We start from the raw sequence: 24759 nt of genomic DNA on the forward strand, positions 1-24759 counted from the left end.
GGGCAAGTTGACCAAATTTTGATATACTAAGGTGATAAAATTGCCCACCATACTGACTCGATCGCCCATGAAGTCCAAAAAAGGGTTAATCTCGGTCAAGCAAGCTTATCTAAAAATTCTATCGGTCATCCTAGTTCTGGCGATAATTGGTTTATCGGTAGTCGGAAACTATGGTATCACTTGGGACGAACCGATCGAAGTGGATATGGTCAATCATAATCTCGAATATATCCGAGAAAACAAGCCCATATCAGAAATGTCGCGTCATTACGGCTTTTATTTTAACTACATCTCCCAACTCATCTACGAGAGCAAAGAAAAATTTTTCCCCGCTACTACCAATCTTCCCCCCAATCCCACCGATAAGGACAAATGGCTATCGAGGAGCTGGCAAATAACCCGGGTTAAGCACGTCGTCACCTTTCTTTTTTCCCTGATTACCTATCTATCGGTGGTGGGAATCGTCGCTATCCTGGCAGGAATCGAATCTGCTTGGTTAGGTGCGCTAATTTTAGCCTTATTTCCCGCTTTTTGGGGTCATAGCTTCTTTAATCCCAAAGATATACCCTTTGCAGTCATGTTCACCCTCGGAACCTTCACCGGTTCCCTATTGCTAGATAAATATTTTCGATCCGAAAATCAAGCTATTAAACTAGGATTTAACCGTTTAACCGTTTATTCTGGTCTCTACGGGATTCTCGCTGGTTTAATCACCGGAATTCGCATCGGTGGCTTTTTTATCCTCTTTTATCTCATCTTCGCTCATCTGGTGGCCCGTTGGCATCTCAAAACCCTCCCCAAAACTTTCTGGCGTTTTCTGCCCCTATACGCAGTTATTATACTTTTTTGGGCAATAACCACCTATATTGTCCATCCTGCCGCTTGGAGAAACCCGATTACTTGGTTTATCGAAGCGATAACCCTCATGTCCAAGTTTAACATCTGGGATAATACCGTTCTCTTTGACGGTCAAAATATCCCCGGTCGTTCCCTACCTTGGTACTATCTACCCCGGCTATTTTCCCTCACCACCCCCGTCCTCCTGCAAATCGCCGCCCTGGTCGGTGTAATGGTGATTTTGACAAAAATGACCAAATTAACGCCAACCCAGCGGGCCTGCGCCCTAATCACCCTACTGCAAGCGTTTTTACTGCCCACCGTTGCTATTCTGCGTCAATCTACCCTCTACGACGGCATCCGTCACTTTTTATTTGTCATTCCCGCCCTAGCAGCGATCGCAACTACGGCCATTATTTGGGCTTACCACAAAATTAAACAAAAGTCAATAAAAATCTTTATAACGACCCTTTTCATCCTGAACTGTAGCGTCATTGTCTATGACATGATTAGCCTGCATCCCTACGAATACACCTACTATAATCGCGCCTACGGAGGCTTAAAAGCGGCCCAGGGTCAACAGGAAACCGATTACTGGGGATTAAGTCTCAAGGAGGGGATGGAATGGCTTAATCAAAATGCAGCCGCTAACTCTACCATAGTCGTTGCCGGTCCGATGTTTGCGGCGGAAATGGTACAAGATTACCCAAAAAACCTGACAATGATCTATCGAGATGACTTTGCTTGGGGAAAGGCCCCCGACCCCGATTATTACATGGGTTTATCCCGATACGATTATTTCCAAGCTTTCCCCCATTGTCCCATTGTTCATGCCGTCCAACGCCAAGACACCCCCCTAACCATCATTAAACATTGTCCTCAGCCATGATCGAAATGACCGCTATTCCGCCGATTTCCTGGCAAAACTACCGTATCGCTGCGATTATTCCCTGTCACAACGAAGAACTAACGATCGCTAAAGTGGTCTCCCAATTCCAAACTTTTTTACCAGAAGCGGCAATTTATGTTTATAACAACCGCTCTAGCGATGATACCGTGACCGAGGCCCTGAAAGCAGGGGCGATCGTTCGTCAGGAAATCCAACCCGGGAAAGGCAATGTTGTCCGGCGGATGTTTGCCGATATCGAAGCGGATATCTATATTCTCATTGATGGTGATGATACCTACGAAATTGCGGCAGTACGTCGCTTAATTGAACGAATGCTGGGGGAACAATTGGATATGGTTGTCGGTGCGCGTCGGGAAGCGGTAAAATCCTCCCAGGCTTATCGCCGGGGTCATCGGGCCGGTAATCTATTTTTAACAGGATTGGTGAAATTTCTGTTTGGAGCGCGTTTAATCGATATGCTCTCCGGTTATCGCGTCTTTTCTCGTCGTTTCGTCAAATCTTTTCCCGCTTTATCCAATGGTTTCGAGATTGAAACCGAGTTAACTATCCACGCTTTAGAATTAAAAATTCCCTTCGCTGAAGAACCAACCCTCTACGGGGAACGTCCCGAAGGTTCCCAAAGTAAGTTAAAAACCTTTCAAGATGGCTGGCGGGTATTGGGAACCGCTATCCTACTTTTTAAAGAAATTCGTCCTTTTCTCTTTTTTAGCCTTGTCTCGCTGATTTTGGTGCTTATTTCCCTTCTGTTAGCGATCCCCGTCCTGTTTGAATACCTCGAAACTGGCTTAGTACCACGTTTTCCCACCGCTATTTTATCGGCCTCGATCATGCTTTTAGCCTTTTTAAGTTTGACCTCTGGCATGATCCTCGATTCCGTCTCCCGGGGACGAAAAGAGATGAAACGAATGGCTTATCTAGCTAACAGTTGGCTGAAAGCTTAGGGAAAAAAGTTCCCTAAACATACAAGTCTAGGTTATATCTGAGGTTAAACCGTCTGGAAACGTTGCAGCACGGAGGAGGGTTTTTTGTCAATAAATTCCGCCGGCGAAATTTGATATTTAATCAGATTGGCTAATTCCTCTAGTTGGCTGATGGCTTCCGCACCTTCGAGTTTCATTAACTCTCGATCATCGCGCATTTCTGTCCAAGTGATGCCGTAATCGGACACGAGAAACCGAATTAGATGGGTTTCACCCAATCCCACCATAAAAGATGCGCTGTTCAGTTGACCGCCACAGGTGTAGCAGGATGCTAGATAACCTTGATTTTCTAGTGCGATCGCTAAGGACTGTAAATCCATGACTAAGTCTTTGACCAGTTGGCGATGCTGTTCTGCAAGTCGTTTAAACACAATTTTCCTCCTGATAACACTCCTCAACTATAAAACCTTAACACTTTTTTAAGATTCTTTCTTGAGAAAATAAGATAGGTGAACCAGGTTTTTTTACGGATGTTAAGTAACAAAATGTAAAGAACCCGATACCTAGAGTAGCGTGAATTCCTGATATCGCCAAGTATATGTAAGTACAAAGTTACCAGTTTATCCGTCTTTCCACCCCCTCGATCCCAACTATTCCCATCATCTCATTTTTAAAGTTTATGATCCAGTTTCGACAAAAAAGTTCGTAAATCTAGGTAGGTGGGGTGTGGGGTGTGAGGTGTGGGGTGTAGGGTTTAGGGTTTAGGGTGTGGGGTGTGGGGAGAATCAATAAAAATAATCTCCTGTCTCCTGACGACCGATCACTGATTACTGATCACTGATCACTGATAACTGATAATATTGTTACGAAAATATAAACACGAAATTCTATAGTTAGCCATGACCCAAAACGGAAGCTCGAAGTCGATCGTTGTCTCTCCCTCGATCCTATCGGCGGATTTTAGTAAATTAGGAGCCGATATCGAGGCTGTAGATAAGGCAGGAGCCGATTGGATTCACGTTGATGTGATGGATGGTCGTTTTGTCCCGAATATCACCATTGGACCCCTGATTGTCTCCGCTATTCGTCCCTATACGAAAAAACCTTTAGATGTGCATTTAATGATCGTGGAACCGGAAAAATATGTGGCTGACTTTGCGAAAGCGGGTGCTGACATTATTTCTGTTCACGCTGAACATAATGCTTCTCCCCACCTCCATCGTACTCTTTGCCAAATCCGCGAACTCGGTAAACAAGCGGGTGTGGTGTTAAATCCCTCCACTCCCTTAGATTTAATCGAATATGTGCTGCATTTGTGCGATTTAGTCCTAATTATGAGCGTTAACCCCGGTTTTGGTGGCCAGAGTTTTATTCCAGAAGTGGTCCCCAAAATCCGTCAATTACGCCAAATCTGCGATGAAAAAGGCTTGGATCCCTGGATTGAAGTGGATGGCGGCTTAAAACCAGCTAATACTTGGCAAGTTCTCGAAGCGGGTGCTAATGCGATCGTAGCAGGTTCGGCGGTATTTAATGCCCCCGATTACGCGGCGGCGATCGAAGGTATCCGTAACAGCAAACGTCCCCAACCTCAATTAGTCACCGTTTAATTGCCGCGGGGGTGGGTTAGCTATTTGCACTAACCCACTCTGCTGATTTGTTCTAAAACCTGTCGCCATAAACCCGAATTAGAGACGGCTAAAACTTCGCTAGAATCAGCTTTTAGGGGATTACCAGACCAATCGCTAATTATTCCGCCCGCACCTTCAATAATCGGAATTAAAGCACAAAAATCGTAGTATTTCAGGTCTGATTCTAGGATTACCATCGGCATGGCAGTGCAGCCAGTGGCTAACATCATATAGTTATAACAATCACCCCCAAAAGCGGTACGTTTACAGACGCTTTGCAGCTGACGAGCGATCGCTTGTTGTCGTTCTGTGATAAACATTAAGGGAGTGGTGGAGGCTAAACAAGCATTTTTTAAGACAAGTTCCCGATCTTGACAGTAGGGATTAACAATCATCTGGTTATTATAAAGACTCGCTTTTCCCTTCACTCCTAACCAGCGATCGCCTAAAATCGGTTGATCGACAATTCCTAAAATCGGTTGATTTTCTGCCACTAGGCCGATTAAAGTCCCAAAAATCGGTAATCCCTTGACAAAAGAGGATGTTCCATCGATCGGATCCAATACCCAATAACGACCACTTTGGGAGGGAATATTGGCTCCTTCTTCCCGAATAACCCCATCTTCGGGCAGTTCTCGCTGAATAATCGCCACCATCGCCTCCTCAGCTTCTCGATCGGCGATTGTTACTATTGAGGAAACTTGATCGAGTTTGGTCTCGGTTTCTAGATGGGGCTGCCGAAAATAGCGCCGGATAATCTCTCCAGAAGTGTCCGCTAATTGATGAGCTAGTTGGATAGTGCGATCGATATTCATGAGGGGAAACAATACAGCAGAATTTAGAAGACAGGAGACAGGAGACAGGAGACAGAAGTAGGGAGTGTGGGGAAGTGGGGAATTGGGGAGATGGGGGATTTAGCGGAAATTTCCCTATCACCCTAAATCCCTATTGCCTCTTGGATAGTGCGAGCGATATTCATGAGGGGAAACAATACAGCAGAATTTAGAAGACAGGAGACAGGAGACAGGAGACAGGAGTAGGGAGTGTGGGGAAGTGGGGAATTGGGGAGATGGGGGATTTAGCGGAAATTTCCCTATCACCCTAAATCCCTATTGCTGCGTCGAACCTAGAACTATCAGTGGGTAACAGTTTGGTTTTGACTCCATAATTGAATTAGTCAACGATCGACTCAATCTCAAGACGAGAAAAAATTAATCTATTAGGAGTTTAGCTGATGACGGCTTTTACGGAAAATGACCTCAAAAGGTTAGAAGATTTGATTATCAATGGACAAAAAGCGATCGAAACTCGTTTAACCTCTCTGGAGAGTGGACAAAAAGCGATCGAAACTCGTTTAACCTCTCTGGAGAGTGGACAAAAAGCGATCGAAACTCGTTTAACCTCTTTGGAGAGTGGACAAAAAGCGATCGAGAATAGCATCGGAGAGATCAAAAGAGAAATTCAAGTCTTAGAGATAGGACAGACGGAAATTAAGGGAGAAATCAGGACTTTAGACGCAAAAATCACGGGTTTGAATGAAAGAGTGAAACTGATCGAGGTATCCGTGGGAAAAATTCCCGATTTAGCTGAAAAAATTAGGGAAGTAAAAAACTGGATTCGGGGAAAATAAAACTAGGAAATGTAACATAGTATTAAGCATTTGTATATTTTTATTAATTTTTATGGAACAGACAGCTTTAAATCTGATCGCGATTACCGTTTTTTCGATCACTCTTTCCGTATTTGTCACTCCTTTGCTGTCTATTTCGCCTTTTGTCCCCGCTTTGGCTACTTTTAGCCTCTTGGGATTAGTTACCGTTGATACTCTCACCTTTAATAACCGGGGCGTGACTTTGCTACTGGATGCTCTTTCTCCCAGTAAACACCGTCAAAGAGTTATTCACCACGAAGCCGGACATTTTCTCACCGCTTATATTTTAGGCATTCCGATCGCCAGTTATAGTTTGACCGCTTGGGAAGCCTTTCGTCAAGGCCAGGAGGGAGTCGGCGGTGTTCAATTTGAACTAGCAGATTTAGAGCAAAAAGTCCAGAACTTTAGCGATTTTCCCGCTTTTTTAGAGAGAATTTCTACGGTATGGATGGCGGGAATTGCTGCCGAAACCTTGGTTTATGGTAAAGCGGAGGGGGGAGAAAGCGATCGATTTTATCTGCAATCGGCCTTAAAATTAGCGGGGGTTCCTGAGAATAATTATGCCCAAAAAGAGCGCTGGAGTTTATTACAGGCAAAAACTCTTTTAGAAAAACAACAGACTGCCTATCAAGCTTTGGTGATAGCTATGGAAAAAAGGGCAAGTGTGGAAGAATGCTGTCGGGTGATTAGTGAAAGTTTAGTATAACGGGAAAAGTAATCAGGGATAGATTTGATGATTTCTCCGTTAAATTATTTAGGGTTTGCTGAATAAATCTAAAAACCTTGTTGGGTAAGACTTTTAGACTTTTTGTCAATCAAAAAGTACCAGGCATGGGAGTGATCAGGGGGAAAATTGAGGTACTTTTTCCCTGAAAATTAGGTAGTTGACCACCTGAAAATCGGTAAAACCCTACACCCCACACCCCACACCCCACACCCTACCCCCACCGAAAAACTTTTTCAGCAGACCCTATTTATGAATAATCAGAGCAGTCAATCCGATCAGCGATTAGCTTTAATTGTGCGCGGAGCAGTACAAGGGGTCGGTTTTCGTCCTTTTGTTTATCGATTAGCAACGGAATTAAACCTAACTGGTTGGGTGAATAATACAGCAGCGGGGGTTTTTATTGAAGTCGAGGGCGATCAAGAAAAACTAGAAACTTTTTTGACTCGATTATCTTTAGAAAAACCACCTCGATCGCTAATTGAAAATATTGAGACTCAATGGTTAAATCCTATCGGTTATCAAAACTTTAGCATACGTCATAGCAGCGGCGGTGAAAAAAATACAATTGTTCTGCCCGATTTAGCCACTTGTCCCGATTGTTTAGCCGATATTTTTGACCCGAATAATCGTCGTTATCGCTATCCTTTTACTAACTGCACTAACTGCGGTCCTCGCTACAGTATTATCGAGAGTTTACCCTACGATCGCAGTGCCACAACCATGAGAGGTTTTAATCAGTGTCCCGAATGTCAAAGGGAATACGAAAACCCTCTGGATCGCCGTTTTCATGCCCAACCGAATGCCTGTCCTCGTTGCGGACCCCAAATCAGTCTTTTAGACAGTCAAGGAACTGTATTAGCGGAAAAAGATCAAGCTTTAATCGCCACCGCTAGAGCAATTAAACAGGGAAAAATTATGGCGATCAAAGGGTTAGGAGGATTTCACCTAGTCGTCGATGCAAGAAATACGGAAGCAGTGCAAAAATTGCGACAACGTAAACAGCGACCGGATAAACCTTTTGCTGTGATGTATCCTAATCTTGAGTTAGTGAAAAAACATGGTTATGTATCTTCTTTAGAATCGCAATTATTGCAGTCTCCTGCAGCCGCAATTGTCCTGATTAAACAAAGAAAAAATTATCTTTCTGCTGCCGTTTCTCCGGGTAATCCCTATCTAGGAGTCATGTTACCCTATACTCCCCTACACCATCTTTTATTAGCAGAATTAGGCTTTCCTATTGTAGCAACCAGTGGTAATCTAGCTGATGAACCTATCTGTATTGAGGAAAAAGAAGCTTTAGAAAAATTAGGAACAATCGCCGATTTATTTCTAGTTCATAATCGTCCCATAGTTCGACCGGTGGATGACTCTATTATCAGGGAAATGGCAGGAAAAGCGATGATTTTGCGGCGAGCGCGGGGATATGCTCCCTTTCCCGTTAAAGTTAATGAGGGAGATTTTCCCCCGATTCTGGCCGTGGGAAGTTATTTTAAAAATACCGTGGCTATCTATCAAAAAAATCAAGTTTTTATCAGTCAACATATCGGCGATTTAGATACGGTTAATGCTGTCAATCATTTTGAAAATATTCTCGATAGTTTAAAAAAACTATACGAGTTTGTACCGGAAATTATTGCCTGTGATACTCATCCTGAATATCTAGCGACAAAGTACGCTTATAGCTTAAATTTACCCGTTATTCCCATTCAACACCATTACGCTCACGTTTTATCCTGCATGGCAGAACATCAGCTACAACCTCCAGTTTTAGGGGTTGCTTGGGATGGAACAGGATACGGTTTAGACGGCACAATTTGGGGGGGAGAATTTATCCATATCACTGCCGATTCTTGGCAGCGAGTCGCCCATTTTAAACCCTGGCCATTACTGGGAGGAGAAAAAGCGGTTAAAGAACCCAGACGAGTGGCTTTAGGATTACTAGAAGTTATGGAAAATACTGATAGGATAAAATCAGCTTTTAGTGAACAGGAATGGTCGATTTTTAGGCAAATGTTAACCAAAAAAATTAATTGTCCTTTAACTTCTAGTGTCGGGCGTTTGTTTGATGGTATGGCGGCGATTCTGGGTTTATGTTATCAATTAAGTTTTGAGGGACAAGCAGCAATGCAGTTAGAATTTGCCCTTGAGGGCATTAAAACGGAGGAATATTATAATTTTTCTTTATCCGCCGACTCACCCATAGTTATTGATTGGAATCAGATAATTGTAGGAGTTGTTGAAGATTTAGAAAAACAAGTAGAAATCGGCATAATTGCCGCTAAATTTCATAATAGTTTAAGTGAGATTATTGTAGAAATTGCACACAAAATAGGTAGAGAAAAAATTCTCCTGACGGGAGGCTGTTTTCAAAATCGTTATCTGACGGAAAGAACAATTAATCGCTTACAAGCTTCGGGATTTCAACCCTACTGGCAGCAAACTGTTCCCACTAATGATGGTGGTATTAGCCTTGGTCAAATTATCGGTGCTTTTTCTAAACTCAAATAGTTCTAGAATAGCCGACAATCTACATTTTTATTGGGTTATGTCAGCAGCGTTAAAGATCAACCACAGAGACAGAAAGAACACAGGGAGCCGATTTTTTTCTAGACTGTTGGGATTGTCGAAAATTGAAATCTTAGCTTAAACGATGCCACTCAATGATTTTATTGCCTACTTTCAAAATAATTGCTTGACCTAAACCCAGTTCTTGTGTCACATTAACTAGATGGGAGAAATTTTGACGAGTGATCGCTAGTCCCTGCAAACAGGCTAGAAAATCGAGACAGAGAACCGTAGAGAATTCCCATGTTTGTCGGTAAACACGGCAATTATCCGGTAAAAAAGCCACAAGAGCGCGAAAATGAGTCAAAGCGGCTTTCTCAAAATTGGCGCTAGTGCAGTCAAAAGACGAGTGCTGATAGCTCATAAAAACTTTGCCTGATAGGGAGAGAGCAGGGTTTCCCCCAGACTAGCATCTCGCTTCTGGGGATCACCTTCCCTTTAGAATTTCTCAATAGACTGGCAAATCCCCCCAGAGGAGTATTGTTACCCGCGAACAAATTGCTAGAAGCTAGGTTTCTTCCCGGAGATGGTGTACTTTAGATATTGATGTCCTTCCGGCTGGCAAGATAACCTGTAAATTTCCCCACTCGTCCCTAGCGATAAAAGGCTGTATTTAGTCAAAAATCAAGTGTTGACTTTGATGCCAAACTTGCCTAGTAAAAAATGATCACAGCCTCAAGTTGCCGCTTAACTAATTGACTACTTAACCGATAACTGGTAACTAAGATTATGAATAATGCAATTGTCAAACCGAGAGATGTACAAGTAGCACCGATAGCCGTCGATACTTTTGTCTTTCGTTCCCGCACTTGGGACCGGTTAAAATTCGAGATCGAATACGGATTACAAAAGGGAACCACCGCCAATAGTTATCTGATCAAAAGTGAAAAGGTCGCTCTTTTTGATCCACCGGGGGAATCATTCTTGTCCATATTTTTAGAGGCTTTAACTAAAAGAATCGATCCGAAAACTATTGATTATATTATTCTCGGTCACGTTAACCCCAATCGTGCCGTTACCCTCAAGGCACTTTTAGAAATCGCTCCTCAAGTCACTTTTGTTTGTTCTAATCCGGGGGCAATTTCCCTGAAAAAAATTCTCGAAACCGAAGCATTAAATCTCTTCGTTGTCAAGGGGGAAGAAATATTAAATTTAGGAGCAAACCATCAATTAGAATTTATCCCCACTCCTAACCCCAGATTTCCCGATCAACTCTGTACCTACGACAGCAAAACCGATATTCTCTACACCGATAAATTATTCGGAGCGCACGTTTGTGGCGACCAAATTTTTGATGAGGGTTGGAGCGTTTATAACGAAGATCGGCGTTATTATTTTGATTGTCTCATGGCTCCCTATGCGGGCCAAATTAGCAACGCTTTGGAGAAATTAGCCGCTAAATCGCCCTTATTTTATGCCGTTGGTCACGGTCCTCTGGTGCGTTACGGGATGCACGAATTGACCCTTTCCTATCAACAATGGTTAGCAGCACAAAAGTACCAAGAGTTGACAATCGCCCTGATTTATGCTAGTGCCTACGGCAACACCGCCACCCTCGCTCAAGCGATCGCCATGGGGATCACGAAAGCGGGAGTAGCAGTGACGGCGATTAATGCCGAGTCCGCTGAACCAGACGAGATCAAAACGGCGATCGAAAAAAGTGTCGGTTTTATCTTTGGTTCCCCCACTTTGGGAGGACACGCGCCGACTCCCATCCAAACTGCCTTGGGGATTACCCTAGCAAATGGCGATAAAAGCAAGCTGGTGGGGGTTTTTGGCTCCTACGGTTGGAGTGGTGAAGCGGTCGATCTTTTAGAAGGTAAATTCCGGGATGGCGGTTATCGCTTCGGTTTTGAGCCAATTCGGGTTAAATTTAAACCCACGGAGGCAATTTTAAAGACCTGTGAGGAAGCGGGAACCGATTTCGCTCAAGCAGTCAAAAAAGCTCGCAAAAGCAGACAACCGAAAACTAATGTTAACCAATCCCAAAGCGATCGGCGATCGCAGGCCCTGGGACGTTTGGTGGGTTCTCTCTGTATCGTCACCTGCGAATTGGGGGAATTGCGCGGTGCCATGTTAGCCTCTTGGGTATCGCAAGCGACGTTCACTCCCCCCGGATTGACTATTGCCGTAGCGAAAGAACGAGCGATCGAGTCTCTGCTTTATAGCGGTACGCCTTTTGTCCTTAATATCCTCCAAGAAGGTCAACATTTGGCTTTAATGAAGCATTTTCTTAAACCTTTTTCTCCCGGGGAGGATCGTTTTGCTAATATCGAAACCACTAAAGCTGAGAACGGTGGACCGATTCTGGCCGAAGCGCTCGCTTATCTGGAATGTCGGGTAGAACAACGAATGGAGTGCGGTGATCATTGGCTGCTTTATGCGATCGCAGAAAAAGGCAAGGTTTTACACCAGGGTTTAACCGCTATCCATCATCGCAAATCTGGCAGTTATTATTAATTTGTTGTTATGATCATTTCAGGGGGTGTGTTAAGGCAAAATAACGCACCCTGATTGGTCTAAAAATATATTCTTATGAAAAGTATTGTTTTAATTGTTGGCTTTGAAACCTTTAACAGGAATTTATATCGGCAATCGGGCCTGTTGGCTAGTTCTAAATGTCCTGATTTAGAGGTAAAAGTATTTAGCGATAAATCCTTAACTAGCGAACCAGAAATAGTCGAGCAAGCTTTAGCCACTGCCGACGTTTTTTTTGCTAGTTTGATCTTCGATTACGATCAAGTTACTTGGCTGCGGCAACGAGCGGCACAGATTCCGATTCGCTTAGTTTTTGAGTCTGCTTTAGAGTTAATGAGTTTAACCCGTTTGGGAGAATTTGCCATCGGGGATAAACCAAAAGGAATGCCAAAACCAATTCAATTTATCTTGAGTAAATTTTCTAGTGGCAAGGAAGAAGATAAATTAGCCGGTTATCTCAGTTTTCTCAAAACTGGACCGAAACTACTGAAATTTATTCCCGCTAAAAAAGTTCAAGATTTGCGTAATTGGTTAATTATCTACGGTTATTGGAATGCGGGAGGAACTGAAAATGTTGCCGCTATGTGTTGGGTAATTGCCCAAAAATATCTAGGATTAAAAGTACAGGAAATACCCGAAGTCATCGAAACTCCCAATAAGGGACTATTACATCCCGATTATCAGGGTTATTTTCTCACTCCCCAAGAATATTTGACTTGGTATAAAAAAAATACATCCCTTGATAAACCAGTGGTGGCCCTGCTGCTTTATCGGAAGCACGTTATCAGTAAACTGCCCTATATTAATCAATTAATCCGTCATTTTGAAACGGCTAATTTAATTCCCCTACCCGTATTTATTAACGGAGTGGAAGGCCATACAATTGTTCGGGATTGGTTAACCACAGACTACGAAATTCAGCAAAGAAAAAAAGGAATCATTGAAACTCCTTCTTTAAGTGAAGATGCGGTGACAGTAGATGCAATTGTTTCGACGATTGGCTTTCCTTTGGTGGGGGGTCCTGCGGGTTCTATGGAAGCAGGAAGACAGGTAGAAGTGGCTAAACGAATTCTGTCCGCTAAAAATATTCCTTATCTTATCGCTGCCCCTTTATTGATTCAAGATATTTATTCTTGGACAAGACAGGGAATCGGTGGTTTACAGAGTGTGGTTCTATACGCTTTACCGGAATTAGATGGAGCAATTGATACGATTCCTCTGGGGGGATTAGTGGGGGAAACTATCTATTTAATCCCCGAAAGATTACAGCGTTTAACTGGACGTTTAAACAGTTGGATTAAGTTACATAAAACCCCTCCGCAAGAACGCAAAATAGCCATCATTCTTTATGGATTTCCCCCGGGTTATGGGGCAGTTGGTACGGCAGCTTTATTAAATGTTCCCCGGAGTTTAGTTAAGTTTTTACAAGCTTTACAAGCGCAGGGTTATAATCTGGGAACGATTCCCGAAGACGGGGAAGAAATTATTCAAAAAGTTAAATTTGCCGATGATGAAAATCTCTCTAAAGAAAATCGTTTATCGATAGAAACTTTAGAAAATTGGCTAGGTTATCTGTTAACCTCCCGCATCGAAAAACACTGGAAATCTCTGAAAGATGCGGGGATAAAAACTGTTGGCAACCAGTATCATTTAGGGGGGATTGAGTTAGGTAATGTCTGGATTGGAGTGCAACCACCTTTAGGAATTGCTGGGGATCCGATGCGGTTAATGTTTGAAAAAGATTTAACTCCTCACCCTCAGTATGCAGCCTTTTATCAGTGGTTACAAAAAGATTTTAAGACCGATGCGATCATTCATTTTGGTATGCACGGAACTGTTGAATGGTTGCCCGGTTCACCCCTAGGAAATACCGGTTATTCTTGGTCAGATATTTTATTAGGAGATTTACCGAATTTATATATTTATGCCGCTAATAATCCCTCGGAATCTATCCTAGCTAAACGTCGCGGTTATGGGGTGTTAATTTCCCATAATGTGCCACCCTACGGACGAGCGGGATTGTATAAAGAATTGATGATTATGCGAGATTTGATTGCCGAGTTTCGAGAAAATCCTGAGAAAAATTACGCTTTAAGAGATAGTATCCTCCAAAAGATTATTGATACAGGTATCTCTAAAGATTGTCCTTTTCTGGAAGCAGAAAAACAGGGAATAGAATTCACTTTAGAAAATGCCAAATTATTTAGTCGCTATGCACTAACCGATTATTTTGTCAAGGTGTATAATTACCTACAAATCGTCGAACAAAGACTATTTTCTTCCGGTTTACACACCCTAGGAACTGCTCCCAATCAGGAAGAATTAAAAGGTTATCTTGATGCTTATTTTACCGATTTATCTGAGCGAGAATTTCAGCAAATTCTCGATGAAGAAGCAACCAATGAAAAGCTTAAAGAAGGCATTGCTATTAAAAATTTATTAGGACAAAATAGCGAGGAATTAACTAATCTTTTGCGGGGATTAAATGGGGAATATGTACCCCCAGCACCGGGGGGTGATTTACTCCGGGATGGTGCGGGAGTTTTGCCTACAGGACGCAATATACACGCTTTAGACCCCTACCGGATGCCTTCCCCGGCAGCCTACACCCGCGGACGAGAAATCGCCAAAAAACTGCTAGAACAAAACTTAACCGAAAAAGGAAAATATCCCGAAACTGTAGCGGTTTTACTCTGGGGATTAGATGTGATTAAAACTAAGGGTGAATCCTTGGGGATTCTCTTAGAATTAGTCGGTGCGGAACCGGTAAAAGAGGGGACAGGAAGAATTGTCAGGTATGAATTAAAACCTCTAGGGGAAATTGGACACCCGCGCATCGATATTTTGGCTAATTTATCGGGAATTTTTCGGGATACTTTTATCAATATTATCGAGTTATTAGATGATTTAATGCAGCGGGCAGCTGAGATAGAAGAATCGGAAAATGATAATTATATCCGTAAGCACTATTTAGCCTTAAAAAGTCAAGGTATTGACAATGCCAGCGCTCGTTTATTTTCCAATCCTGCCGGGGATTTTGGCTCTTTAGTTAATGACCAAGTAGTGGAGGGAAATTGGGACAATGACAACGAATTAGCGAAAACTTGGGAAAAGCGTAATGTTTTTAGTTATGGTCGTCAAGATAAGGGACAAGCGCGGCCAGAAGTGCTACAACAGTTATTAAAAACCAGTGAAAGTATTATCCAAGAAATTGACTCGGTAGAATACGGTTTAACCGATATTCAGGAATACTACGGCAACACGGGAGGATTAAAATTAGCCGCAGAAAAACAAAGCGGTAAACGGGTAATGACAAGTTTTGTCGAGAGTTTTTCCAATGATACAACTCCCCGCAAATTAGAGGAGGTTTTGCGCTTAGAATACCGCAGTAAATTACTTAATCCTAAATGGGCCAAGGCCATGGTTAATCAAGGTTCCGGTGGGGCCTACGAAATCTCCCAAAGAATGACCGCTTTAATTGGTTGGGGCGGTACGGCTAATTTTAGTGACGATTGGGTGTATGATCAGGCAGCCGATACCTACGCTTTTGATGCAGAAATGGCGGAAAAATTGCGTCAAGCTAATCCCGAAGCTTTCCGCAATATTGTCGGTAGAATGTTAGAAGCACAGGGCCGCGGTTTTTGGCAAGCAGACCCCGACAAATTAGAGAAATTACAGGAATTATATCAATTGACCGATGAAAAACTAGAAGGGGTTACTTAGGGTCTGCTGAATAAATCTAAAAACCTTGTTGGATAATATCTTTAGGCTTTTTTGAAATCAAAAAGTGCCAGCGATTGGGGTGATTGGGAGGAAAATTAGGTAATTGACTCCCTGAAAATTGGTAAAACCCCACACCCCACACCCCACACTCATGGCAACAGGGGATTGTTGTGATAATCTGATTTCCCTCCTGTTTTACTCAGCAGATGGATATTTTCAATCAGGATTGATTTTTCTAACGCTTTAGCCATATCGTACAAAGTCAAGGCTGCCACAGATACTGCGGTTAAAGCTTCCATTTCTACACCGGTTTCCGATTTTGTCACCACTTCTGCCCGAATTTCGTAACCGGGTAACTCTGCTTTCGGGATAATCTGAACATTGATTTTTTGCAGGGGTAAGGGATGGCAAAGAGGAATTAAGCAGGAAGTTTGTTTGGCAGCCATAATTCCCGCTAATCTTGCCGTCCCTAAAACGTCCCCTTTAGGCGCATTTCCCTGTTCTATGGCTTCAAAAGTCGTTTTTAGCATTCTCACTTGTCCTAGCGCAATAGCAGTGCGTTTAGTGGGCATTTTCTCCGATACATCCACCATCTGGGCCTCGCCTTGGCTGTCGAGATGAGATAATTTTTCTTTACCCTCTTGCGTCATTGAATGAACCTGTGCTATAGTAGTTTACTGTTGAGAAAAACAAGGGCTTGTAGCTTAGTGGATTAGAGCGTGTGGCTACGGACCACAAGGTCGGGAGTTCGAGTCTCTCCAAGCCCGTTAGATACAATGGCATATACTACAGGAATTAGGGGCTTATGGTTCCTAATTCCTTTGCTTTTTTACCCCATCTCCCCATCTTCCCACTTTCCTACACTTTTTAAACAGGATTTAGTATCATCAGCCAGTTTTGTCGGGGTATTTCTTACCCTCAAACAGTGAAAGAAACTAAACTTTTAGGATTGTATAATATGAATTCTCCTGCACCTGTGCCGACACCCTTTCAAGTGGCTTTAGAACGTTACCAGAATGCTCTAAATTATTTATATACTTCTCATAAGAAATCTCTAAAAAAAGAACAGGCTTTAGAAATTATTGCCGCCAGAGATGTTCTTCATAAACAAATGGAAGCTGAGGCGGAAATTTCGGTTGATATGCGGTCAAAATTAATCGAACAAGATAATAGATTAAAACAGAAAAGCTACAAAATTACTCAAGTTCTTGACTTAGCTGAATATCGGGAGACTCTAACTATTTCTGAAAAAGCTTGGTGGTGGCATTTAGAAAGTAGGGAATCTCTGCATCCTTGCAATCGCTTTGATTGGCTATTGAGAATCGGTAAACTGGTTTTATTAGGGGTTAATTTTACATTAATCGGAACGATTGCTACTCGGTTTCTTAGTGGTGGTTCAGGTTTGCTAGAAATAGGGGGTGTTATTTTTTCGACTTTCATTTCTTTATTACAAACTGAAAATGCTCTCACACGAACGCGCCAGAAGGGTTTTGTTAAGTTAATGAAATTTCTTGGGATTGCTGAACATTGGTATGAAGAAATACAGTTTTCTGTAACAGTAATAGTCTTTGCTTTTCTCTTGGGAATTTATCTAAATTTCTCTTGGTTTTCTGAGTTTTATAAGCAAGCAGGAAGCCGTTTACAATCTCCTCAGCCAGCAAGTCAAGAACTTCCTAATTTAGCCTTAGCCGAAGAGAAGTATTTAAAAGCAATTGAGTTAGATCCAGATAATTTAGATGCTCATTATAAGTTGGCAACACTTTACGAAGAGTTACAGGATTTGACTAATGGGAAGAAACACTATTTAATTGCGGCAAAAGGTGGTTTTATAGATGCTTATAATAATCTCGCTTATTGGTATCTGCGCGATAATAAGAATGCAGAAGCAGTAGAGTTACTGGAAAAAGCCAAGAGATTATTGGCAGAAAAAGATGAAAAACTAGACCAATTTACTGAAGATGAGAAACGCAATTTAGCATTACAAAAATATAGTATTTATAAAAGTCTAGGCTGGGCCAGATTTAAGCAAAATCGCAGTGAAGATGCAATTGCTAATCTTTTAGTTGCTATTGGTATCGCTGAAAATCCAGCTTATCAGAAATTTATCCGCAATCCCGGTGCTGCTTTTTGTATTTATGCTCAACTTTTAGAAAAAGAAGACAAGAAATTATCTCAGGAAAATTGGCGTAAATGTCTTAATTTAGCCGAAGGGAGGATAATTAATACAGAGGAGGAGCAATGGTTATATGAAGCGAGGAAAAAAATTAAAGTGAAGTAAAGTTTACTGACTATTCTCTGAGTAATGCGCTAAATCCTTCTTGCTGAAAATGCTTATCAAAAGTTAATATTTCATAGATTTCCAGTTGTCTCATAATCTGCATTGAAGCACAATCAGTTAAGCTATAACCTTTATCTAATCGTCTTTGATAAAAATCAAAAGCTTGCTGAAATTGTTCACTGGTTTGGGGAATAATTATGGTTTTGCTGTCATTGCGTAAATCATGGGTTAGACGAATAGCTGATTTACGCAAAAATTCCCCTCTACTGCATAAAGCATTGAGCAATTCTGTGAGAACCATTTCACTGGTAACACCTCTAAAGTTACCCAGTCTTGCTGCCATAGCTGTAGCTAATGGATTAAGATTATCGCCAAAATCAGCAAGAGCCTGTAAATAGGATGTATCTAAGAAAATTTTTCTCATTCTTCCTCATCTTCTCTCGGTGCGCCATACATATAGTGTTCAAAATTACGCGCAAAGTCTCTGGGAAAGTGTTTTCGCCATTCTGATTGGGGAACAACGTTACCAATCTCAACAATTCTTTGCCAAAAAGGTTTTTTGCGAAATTCTGGGTCATTTTCCAGTGCGTCCCATTTAGCATCGAGTTCTTCCATTGATAACTCAGGCTCTTCGGATGTGTTAGACGTTGAATGATTGTTTAAGTTAGTCATGATTAAAGGTTCCTCAAGTTCTTTGATTAAATCGTCTGATTCTACAGTTGAGTGAGGGTTTTGTGTGTCCATGATTGATAAGAAGTGATAGTTTACTTTTATTATAGCATTTTTGAGTTGGAGCGAGGTACGGAGATCATCGAGGGGAATTAACCACAGAGACACAAAGAACACAGAGATTATTCACCGATGTTATAATTTATACTGATGATGGCAAGAGAGCCGAATGTTTAACTGAAAGTTTGACATTATTTTATGTATAGACTATATTATAGTTATGGAATGGAATATTATATTTGATCCAGATTTTAGGTTCTGGTTTTATCAACAAGAACAGGGACTTCAAAATGAAGTATTTGCTGTTTTAACTGTATTGATGAAACTTGGACCAGCACTGGGGAGACCGCGAGTTGATACCATGGAAGGATCTTCTTTTAAGAATATGAAAGAGCTTCGTATTCAGTATAAAGGTGAACCTTGGCGTGTTTTATTTGCCTTTGATCCTCATCGATAAGCAATTTTACTTGTTGGGGGGAACAAGTCAGGTAACAAAAGATGGTACAAAGAAAATATTCCTATAGCAGATCAACGTTATCAAAAATATCTGGAAAAACTTAAGGAAGAAAAGTCATGAAAGAATATACTAACTTCTCGGAAGAATTTAATAAACTTGGTAAAGAACGACAAGCAAGTATTAAAGAAAGAGCTTCTCAAATTTATTTAGAGGAACTTACGCTTAAGTATTTGCAAGAAAAACTAGGTTTATCTTCATCAGAATTGGCAAAGTATCTTGAAGTACAGCAATCAATAGTACCTAAACTTAAACAAGAGCAAAATCTAGAGCTAAATACACTGCGCGAAGTAGTTAACGCCTTAGGTGGAACTGTCGAAATTATTGTCAAAATTCCCAACAAAGAACCTATAATTATTGGTGACTATTCAGAGTCTAAGAATGTATAGTTTATCCACTTAAGGCTTTAAAAATGCGTATTTTAGATGAAATCTTTACATTGAAAAAAACCAAACTAGGGTATATTCTCATGCAATCTTCCGCCAAAAATCACGAACAGACTGATCAAACTAAACACCCCGACATTGATAAAAAAATCATGCACCACGTCGTCCTATTTGGCAGGTAATTGTTGAAATAGGGGAAGAAATTCCTGATGAATAATGGGAAAAAGTTCCTCCTGATGCTTCAATAAATTATAAACAATATCTCTATGGAATTGACGGGAATGCTCCATGAGATTACTTTTCGATAAACCTGTTCTCTGGTTAACCAAGAATCATATAATCTAGACAAGAAAACGGGTTTTTTCAAAAAACCCGTTTTCTGAAATGTTTGAAAAAATTAAAGCCAAACCTCAATTGATTCTAGTTATGAATAAATTTCTCAAACTCTTTACCCCCATTTCCCTGATATTAATTACGGTAGGATTTCCGGTGGCGACTTTCAGTAACACTGTTGGAGTTAACACGATTTTTGAGGTAAAAGGGAAAGTTACTGTCAAGAAACCACAATGGAAAAAACCGCTTCCTGCTTCTGTCGGACTTACCCTCAGTTTTGAGGATAAGTTAGAAGTAGCAGCTAACGCTTCGGTTAAGGTTTATTGTAGTAATCTCAAGAAGTGGACGGTTAAACCTGGAAGGTATATTGTTTCTAGTGGCTGTCCTCGGGGAAATCCTGTGATTCCACTTCCCAATAGTAATAATACAACCCTCCGTCCAACGGGAAAAACAGAGAAAGCTTTAGCAAAATTACCTTATCTAATTACTCCTCGTCAAACGAATATTCTTACCAATCGTCCTCCCCTGCGGTGGAATGCTGTTCTGGGTGCAACTAATTATACTGTCAAAATAGATGGGGTTAATTGGGAAACGCAGACAAACAAAACTGAAATAGTCTATCCTGGTGAACCTCCTCTGGAAGCAGGAGAGCGATATCGAGTAACCATAGAAGCTGATAATGGTGCGTCTTCTAGAAGTGATGATGAAAAAGTCGGGTTTACAATATTAGATGAACAGACGAAAACAACGGTTTTAGATGCTGTTAAAACTGTTCAACAGCAGCAATTATCACCAGAGGAAGCAGGGTTAGTTTTAGCGCATCTTTATCGAGGTTATGGGTTGTATGGGGATACGGTTGAGGTATTGGAAGGATTGGTTAAGCAAGGTAGTCAGGTTGCTACGGTTTATCAACTATTGGGTGATACTTACCTTAAGATTGGTTTACCTCAGTTGGCAAAAAAACCTTATGAAAAAGCGTTAAAACTGGCAACAAATACCGAGAATTTGTCAGTGCAAGCGGAGATACAAGCGGGGTTAGGAATAGCTTATCGTCTCTTGGGGAATACAGATGAGGCGATACAGTGGTTAACTAAGGCGAAGGGGACTTATAATCAGTTGGGGGATACTTCCCAGGTTCAGAAATTAGATGAAACAATTAATGACATTTTAAGGAGGGAGTAAGGATGAAAGTTAAATTATGGATGATGGCGGCTGCGGTTGCGGGAGTGATGGGATTATCGGGAGTCATCTTAACCCCAACGGTGGGACAAAGAACTTTAGCACAGCAATCAGAGTCTAGTGTAGCTAATAGTTCCTCAATTGAAGGAAAGTTAGACAGCAATAGCCAAACCCTGAAAGATGGTAGTTATTTCAATGTCCATACTTTTCCAGGAAAAGCAGGAGAACCGTTAATTATTGATTTGACTAGCAAAGATTTTGATGCTTATCTGATTTTGCTTGACCCCAATAATAACAAGATTGCCGAGAATGATAATGGGGGAGATGAGAATAATGCCAGAATTGTCTTGACTCTACCTGTAACGGGAACTTACACCCTTATTGTCAATTCAGCTAAAGCAAAAGAATCCGGTAGTTACGTCTTGAGTTGGCGGGAAGCAACAGAAAATGATATTACTTTAGCAGAAGCAGAGAAGCTAACTCAGCAAGTTATTCAATTGTATCAGCAGGGGAAATATAACGAGGCGATTCCCCTAGCACAACAAGCTTTAGCTATCATCAAACAACAATTAGGAGACAACCATCCCCTAACTGCACAAAGTCTCAATAATTTGGCATTACTTTACTATTCTCAGGGAAGATACAGCGAAGCCGAACCCCTCTACAAAGAAGCCTTAGCTATCAGCAAACAACAATTAGGAGACAACCATCCCGATACCGCCATTAGTCTCAACAATTTGGCAGAACTTTACAGAGTTCAAGGAAGATACAGCGAAGCCGAACCCCTCTACAAACAAGCCTTGACTATCATTAAACAACAATTAGGAGACAACCATCCCGCCACCGCCATCAGTCTCAACAATTTGGCAGGACTTTACAAGTCTCAAGGAAGATACAGTGAAGCTGAACCCCTCTACAAAGAAGCCTTAGCTATCAGGAAACAACAATTAGGAGACAACCATCCCCTAACTGCACAAAGTCTCAACAATTTGGCAGAACTTTACAGAGTTCAAGGAAGACATAGCGAAGCTGAACTCCTCTACAAACAAACCTTGACTATCATCAAAAAACAATTAGGAGACAACCATCTCCTAACTGCCACCATTCTCAACAATTTAGCAGGACTTTATAGAGTTCAAGGAAGATACAGCGAAGCTGAACCCCTCTACAACAGGTCCTTAGCTATCATTAAACAACAATTAGGAGACAACCATCCCGATACCGCCACCAGTCTCAACAATTTGGCAGAACTTTATGGAGTTCAAGGAAAATACAGCGAAGCCGAACCCCTCTACACACAAGCCTTGACTATCATTAAACAACAATTAGGAGACGACCATCCCGCCACAGCCACCATTCTCAACAATTTGGCATTAATTTACCAGTCTCAAGGAAGATACAGCGAAGCCGAACCCCTTTTAAAACAAGCCTTAGCTATCAGGAAACAACAATTAGGAGACAACCATTCTGATACCGCTATCAGTCTCAACAATTTGGCATTACTTTATGGGGTTCAAGCAAGATATAGCGAAGCCGAACCCCTTTACAAACAAGCCTTGACTATCATTAAACAACAATTAGGAGACAACCATCCCCTAACCGCTTCCAGTCTCGATAATTTGGCATCACTTTACGATTCTCAAGGAAGATATAGCGAAGCCGAACTCCTCTACAACAGGTCCTTAGCTATCAGGAAACAACAATTAGGAGACAACCATCCCGATACCGCTGCTAGTCTCAACAATTTGGCATTACTTTACCAGTCTCAAGGAAGATATAGCAAAGCCGAACCCCTCTACCAACAAGCTTTAGCTATCTTCAAAAAACAATTAGGAGACAACCATCCCCTAACCGCTTCCAGTCTCGATAATTTGGCATCACTTTACGATTCTCAAGGAAGATATAGCGAAGCCGAACCCCTCTACAAACAGGCTTTAGCTATCAGGAAACAACAATTAGGAGACAACCATCCCGATACCGCCATCAGTCTCAACAATTTGGCAGGACTTTACACAGTTCAAGGAAGATACAGTGAAGCTGAACCCCTCTACAAAGAAGCCTTAGCTATCAGGAAACAACAATTAGGAGACAACCATCCCGATACCGCCATCAGTCTCAACAATTTGGCAGGACTTTACTGGTCTCAAGATGATATTCCTCAAGCAATTAATTATCTCAGCCAAGGACTTGCAGTAGAAGAAGACAACCTCTCAGAAAATCTAAAAATGGGGGATGACAAGCAAAAACAAGATTATATGGCAAAGGTTTTAGGGACGACTAATGGGGTGATTTCCCTCAATCTTCAAGCTGTACCCAATAACCCACAAGCAACCCGTCTCGCCTTGAAAACCATCTTAGAACGTAAAGGACGAATTTTAGATGTTTCAACCAATAGCTTACAAATTCTCCGACAACGTACTGATGACCTCGAAAGTCAACAATTATTAACTCAACTGATTGAAGTTCGGACGCAAGTATCTAACCTGACTTTTAAAAAGCCTGAAGATTTTCCCTCACCAGAAATTTACCGTCAACAACTTGACGAAGTTACCGCAAAAGCAAAAGAAATAGAAGATAAAATCGGTCGTCGTAGTGCCGAATTTCGTAGCCTATCCCAACCCATTACCCTCGAAGGCATTCAAAAGTTAATTCCTGCTGATGCTGCTTTAGTTGAAATAGTCCGCTATCAACCTTTTAATCCTAAAGCACCTGAAAATCAACGCTTTGGCAATCCTCGTTATGCTGTTTATATTCTCTATCCCAATGGTGACATCAAAGCCAAGGATTTAGGGGAGGCTAAACCGATTGACGACAAATTAATTTACTTCCGTGACAATCTTGCAGACGCAGAAACTCGTCTCCCCCAACTGCAAAAATCAGCGCGTCAACTTGATGAGACATTGATGCAGCCTATCCGTCAATTATTAGGCGATACTAAAACAATTCTGCTTTCTCCTGATGCTGGACTTAATTTAATTCCCTTTGAAGCATTAGTGGATGAAAATAATCAATACTTAGTGGAAAATTATCATATTACCTATCTCACTTCTGGACGAGATTTACTGCGTCTAAAAGATAAATTTGCCAGTCAACAATCTCCCCTCATTGTAGCTGATCCTTTCTACGGTAAAGCAGGGGAAAAAGTCGCTCTCACTCGTTCCATCGACCTGTCTGAGTTTACTTTTTCTGGTCTTCCGGGTACAGAACAAGAAGCTAAAGCGATTAAAAATATCTTACCTCAAGCCACTGTTTTAACTGGTTCTCAAGCCACAGAAAACGCCGTCAAACAAGCGAAAAAACCGAATATTCTCCACATCGCCACTCATGGTTTTTTTAAACCGGAACGCAATTTGAGTGAACGCAATCCGGGCGAACGCAATTCGCCCCTACAGGGTGAACGCAATGTGATTGAGAATCCTTTATTGCGTTCTGGGTTAGTTTTAGCCGGAGTAAAAATCGGTCAAAGTGCAGGAGATGATGGTGTTTTAACTGCTTGAGAAACTACCAATTTAAACTTAGTCGGAACCAAATTAGTTGTTCTTTCCGCTTGCGATACGGGGAAAGGAGATATTAATATCGGCCAGGGAGTTTATGGATTGCGCCGCGCTTTAGTTATTGCAGGTAGTGAAAGCCAATTAATTAGCCTTTGGAAAGTCTCTGATGATGCAACTAAAGATTTAATGGTCGCCTATTATGGACGCTTACAAAAAGGTGAAAGACGCAGTGAAGCTTTACGACAAATTCAATTAGGAATGCTCAAGGGTGAAAAGCAAAAACATCCTTTTTATTGGGCCAGTTTTATTCCTTCTGGTGATGCAACTTCGATGAAATTTGACTGATGAAGGGTTAGGAGTTAAACTTAGTGGTAAGATTATTGGTATCACAAACAATTACTAGCCAT

19 protein-coding genes, 1 tRNA gene and 2 pseudogenes are annotated in these 24759 nt (G+C 41.6%); 15 read left to right on the top strand and 7 right to left on the bottom strand.

Translation table 11 applies throughout. The annotated features are described in order from the left end of the window. The first annotated feature begins 67 nt into the window (after window positions 1–67). Together GQR42_RS06725 and GQR42_RS06730 are read left to right on the top strand one after the other, a co-directional pair. Entirely contained in the window at window positions 68–1726 is a 1659-nt protein-coding gene (locus tag GQR42_RS06725; protein WP_158199373.1) for a hypothetical protein, read from the top strand. After that, window positions 1723–2688, top strand: coding sequence for a glycosyltransferase family 2 protein (locus GQR42_RS06730; RefSeq protein ID WP_158199374.1), 966 nt, complete (start codon window positions 1723–1725; stop codon window positions 2686–2688). Before GQR42_RS06725 ends, GQR42_RS06730 begins: the two co-directional genes overlap by 4 nt. 44 nt (window positions 2689–2732) lie before the next feature. On the opposite strand, the gene GQR42_RS06735 is transcribed toward GQR42_RS06730, so the two are convergent. After that, the gene (locus tag GQR42_RS06735; RefSeq protein WP_158199375.1) at window positions 2733–3098 is read right to left on the bottom strand and encodes a DUF1815 family protein; all 366 of its coding nucleotides are present in this window, start codon (window positions 3096–3098) and stop codon (window positions 2733–2735) included. A gap of 468 nt (window positions 3099–3566) precedes the next feature. On the opposite strand from GQR42_RS06735, the gene rpe reads away from it, so the two are divergent. Further along, complete coding sequence (gene rpe / locus GQR42_RS06740) at window positions 3567–4274, top strand: ribulose-phosphate 3-epimerase (protein WP_158199376.1); 708 nt, start codon at window positions 3567–3569, stop codon at window positions 4272–4274. 29 nt (window positions 4275–4303) lie between these two features. On the opposite strand, the gene hisN is transcribed toward rpe, so the two are convergent. Then, the gene (gene hisN / locus GQR42_RS06745; RefSeq protein ID WP_158199377.1) at window positions 4304–5110 is read right to left on the bottom strand and encodes a histidinol-phosphatase; all 807 of its coding nucleotides are present in this window, start codon (window positions 5108–5110) and stop codon (window positions 4304–4306) included. Between the two features lie 419 nt (window positions 5111–5529). Here hisN and GQR42_RS06750 point away from each other — a divergent pair, with 419 nt between their 5' ends. From GQR42_RS06750 to hypF, 3 genes are all read left to right on the top strand, one after another. After that, the gene (locus GQR42_RS06750) at window positions 5530–5925 is read left to right on the top strand and encodes a hypothetical protein (protein ID WP_158199378.1); all 396 of its coding nucleotides are present in this window, start codon (window positions 5530–5532) and stop codon (window positions 5923–5925) included. Window positions 5926–5977: 52 nt separating this feature from the next. Then, on the top strand, window positions 5978–6652 hold the full coding sequence (locus GQR42_RS06755) for an ATP-dependent Zn protease (protein ID WP_158199379.1): 675 nt from the start codon (window positions 5978–5980) through the stop codon (window positions 6650–6652). Window positions 6653–6922: 270 nt separating this feature from the next. Continuing rightward, window positions 6923–9181 carry a carbamoyltransferase HypF gene (gene hypF / locus GQR42_RS06760; protein WP_158199380.1) on the top strand — a complete coding sequence of 753 codons (2259 nt, stop codon included), beginning with the start codon at window positions 6923–6925 and terminating at the stop codon, window positions 9179–9181. A gap of 130 nt (window positions 9182–9311) precedes the next feature. On the opposite strand, the gene GQR42_RS06765 is transcribed toward hypF, so the two are convergent. Continuing rightward, window positions 9312–9602: a hypothetical protein gene (locus GQR42_RS06765; RefSeq protein WP_158199381.1), complete on the bottom strand. Its 291-nt coding sequence runs from the start codon at window positions 9600–9602 to the stop codon at window positions 9312–9314. Window positions 9603–9967: 365 nt separating this feature from the next. Between GQR42_RS06765 and GQR42_RS06770 the strand changes: the two genes are divergently transcribed. Then, window positions 9968–11698 (top strand): diflavin flavoprotein, encoded by a 1731-nt coding sequence (locus GQR42_RS06770; RefSeq protein WP_158199382.1) that lies wholly within the window; start codon window positions 9968–9970, stop codon window positions 11696–11698. Window positions 11699–11773: 75 nt separating this feature from the next. Continuing rightward, window positions 11774–15439: a magnesium chelatase subunit H gene (gene bchH, locus GQR42_RS06775; RefSeq protein ID WP_158199383.1), complete on the top strand. Its 3666-nt coding sequence runs from the start codon at window positions 11774–11776 to the stop codon at window positions 15437–15439. A gap of 149 nt (window positions 15440–15588) precedes the next feature. Here the strand turns inward: bchH and moaC are convergent, their stop codons facing one another. Then, the gene (gene moaC / locus GQR42_RS06780; protein ID WP_158199384.1) at window positions 15589–16089 is read right to left on the bottom strand and encodes a cyclic pyranopterin monophosphate synthase MoaC; all 501 of its coding nucleotides are present in this window, start codon (window positions 16087–16089) and stop codon (window positions 15589–15591) included. A 43-nt stretch (window positions 16090–16132) separates the two neighbouring features. Between moaC and GQR42_RS06785 the strand changes: the two genes are divergently transcribed. Both GQR42_RS06785 and GQR42_RS06790 read left to right on the top strand, forming a co-directional pair. Then, window positions 16133–16206 (top strand) — tRNA-Arg (locus tag GQR42_RS06785). Window positions 16207–16397: 191 nt separating this feature from the next. Continuing rightward, a complete protein-coding gene (locus GQR42_RS06790; RefSeq protein ID WP_158202412.1) occupies window positions 16398–17717 on the top strand; it encodes a tetratricopeptide repeat protein in 1320 nt (439 codons plus the stop codon). A gap of 10 nt (window positions 17718–17727) precedes the next feature. Here GQR42_RS06790 and GQR42_RS06795 read toward each other — a convergent pair whose 3' ends face one another. Together GQR42_RS06795 and GQR42_RS06800 are read right to left on the bottom strand one after the other, a co-directional pair. After that, window positions 17728–18141 (bottom strand): type II toxin-antitoxin system VapC family toxin, encoded by a 414-nt coding sequence (locus GQR42_RS06795; protein ID WP_158199385.1) that lies wholly within the window; start codon window positions 18139–18141, stop codon window positions 17728–17730. Further along, window positions 18138–18389 (bottom strand): hypothetical protein, encoded by a 252-nt coding sequence (locus GQR42_RS06800; RefSeq protein WP_106908647.1) that lies wholly within the window; start codon window positions 18387–18389, stop codon window positions 18138–18140. Before GQR42_RS06800 ends, GQR42_RS06795 begins: the two co-directional genes overlap by 4 nt. A 277-nt stretch (window positions 18390–18666) precedes the next feature. On the opposite strand from GQR42_RS06800, the gene GQR42_RS06805 reads away from it, so the two are divergent. Both GQR42_RS06805 and GQR42_RS06810 read left to right on the top strand, forming a co-directional pair. Then, window positions 18667–18903, top strand: coding sequence for a type II toxin-antitoxin system RelE/ParE family toxin (locus tag GQR42_RS06805; RefSeq protein ID WP_233271299.1), 237 nt, complete (start codon window positions 18667–18669; stop codon window positions 18901–18903). 116 nt (window positions 18904–19019) lie between these two features. Beyond that, window positions 19020–19349: an XRE family transcriptional regulator gene (locus GQR42_RS06810; protein ID WP_158199386.1), complete on the top strand. Its 330-nt coding sequence runs from the start codon at window positions 19020–19022 to the stop codon at window positions 19347–19349. A 164-nt stretch (window positions 19350–19513) separates the two neighbouring features. Here the strand turns inward: GQR42_RS06810 and GQR42_RS06815 are convergent, their stop codons facing one another. Next, window positions 19514–19675, bottom strand: coding sequence for a hypothetical protein (locus tag GQR42_RS06815; protein WP_158199387.1), 162 nt, complete (start codon window positions 19673–19675; stop codon window positions 19514–19516). A 97-nt stretch (window positions 19676–19772) separates the two neighbouring features. On the opposite strand from GQR42_RS06815, the gene GQR42_RS06820 reads away from it, so the two are divergent. The 3 genes and pseudogenes from GQR42_RS06820 to GQR42_RS28425 all read left to right on the top strand — a co-directional run. Beyond that, entirely contained in the window at window positions 19773–20861 is a 1089-nt protein-coding gene (locus GQR42_RS06820) for a tetratricopeptide repeat protein (RefSeq protein WP_158199388.1), read from the top strand. A 47-nt stretch (window positions 20862–20908) separates the two neighbouring features. Then, window positions 20909–23077: pseudogene (locus tag GQR42_RS28420) on the top strand (tetratricopeptide repeat protein); the annotation flags it as partial. Window positions 23078–23740: 663 nt separating this feature from the next. Then, window positions 23741–24697 (top strand): annotated as a pseudogene (locus GQR42_RS28425) (CHAT domain-containing protein); the annotation flags it as partial. Window positions 24698–24759 lie beyond the last annotated feature (62 nt).

This window comes from Microcystis aeruginosa FD4 (genome assembly GCF_009792235.1).
GTDB lineage: Bacteria > Cyanobacteriota > Cyanobacteriia > Cyanobacteriales > Microcystaceae > Microcystis > Microcystis viridis.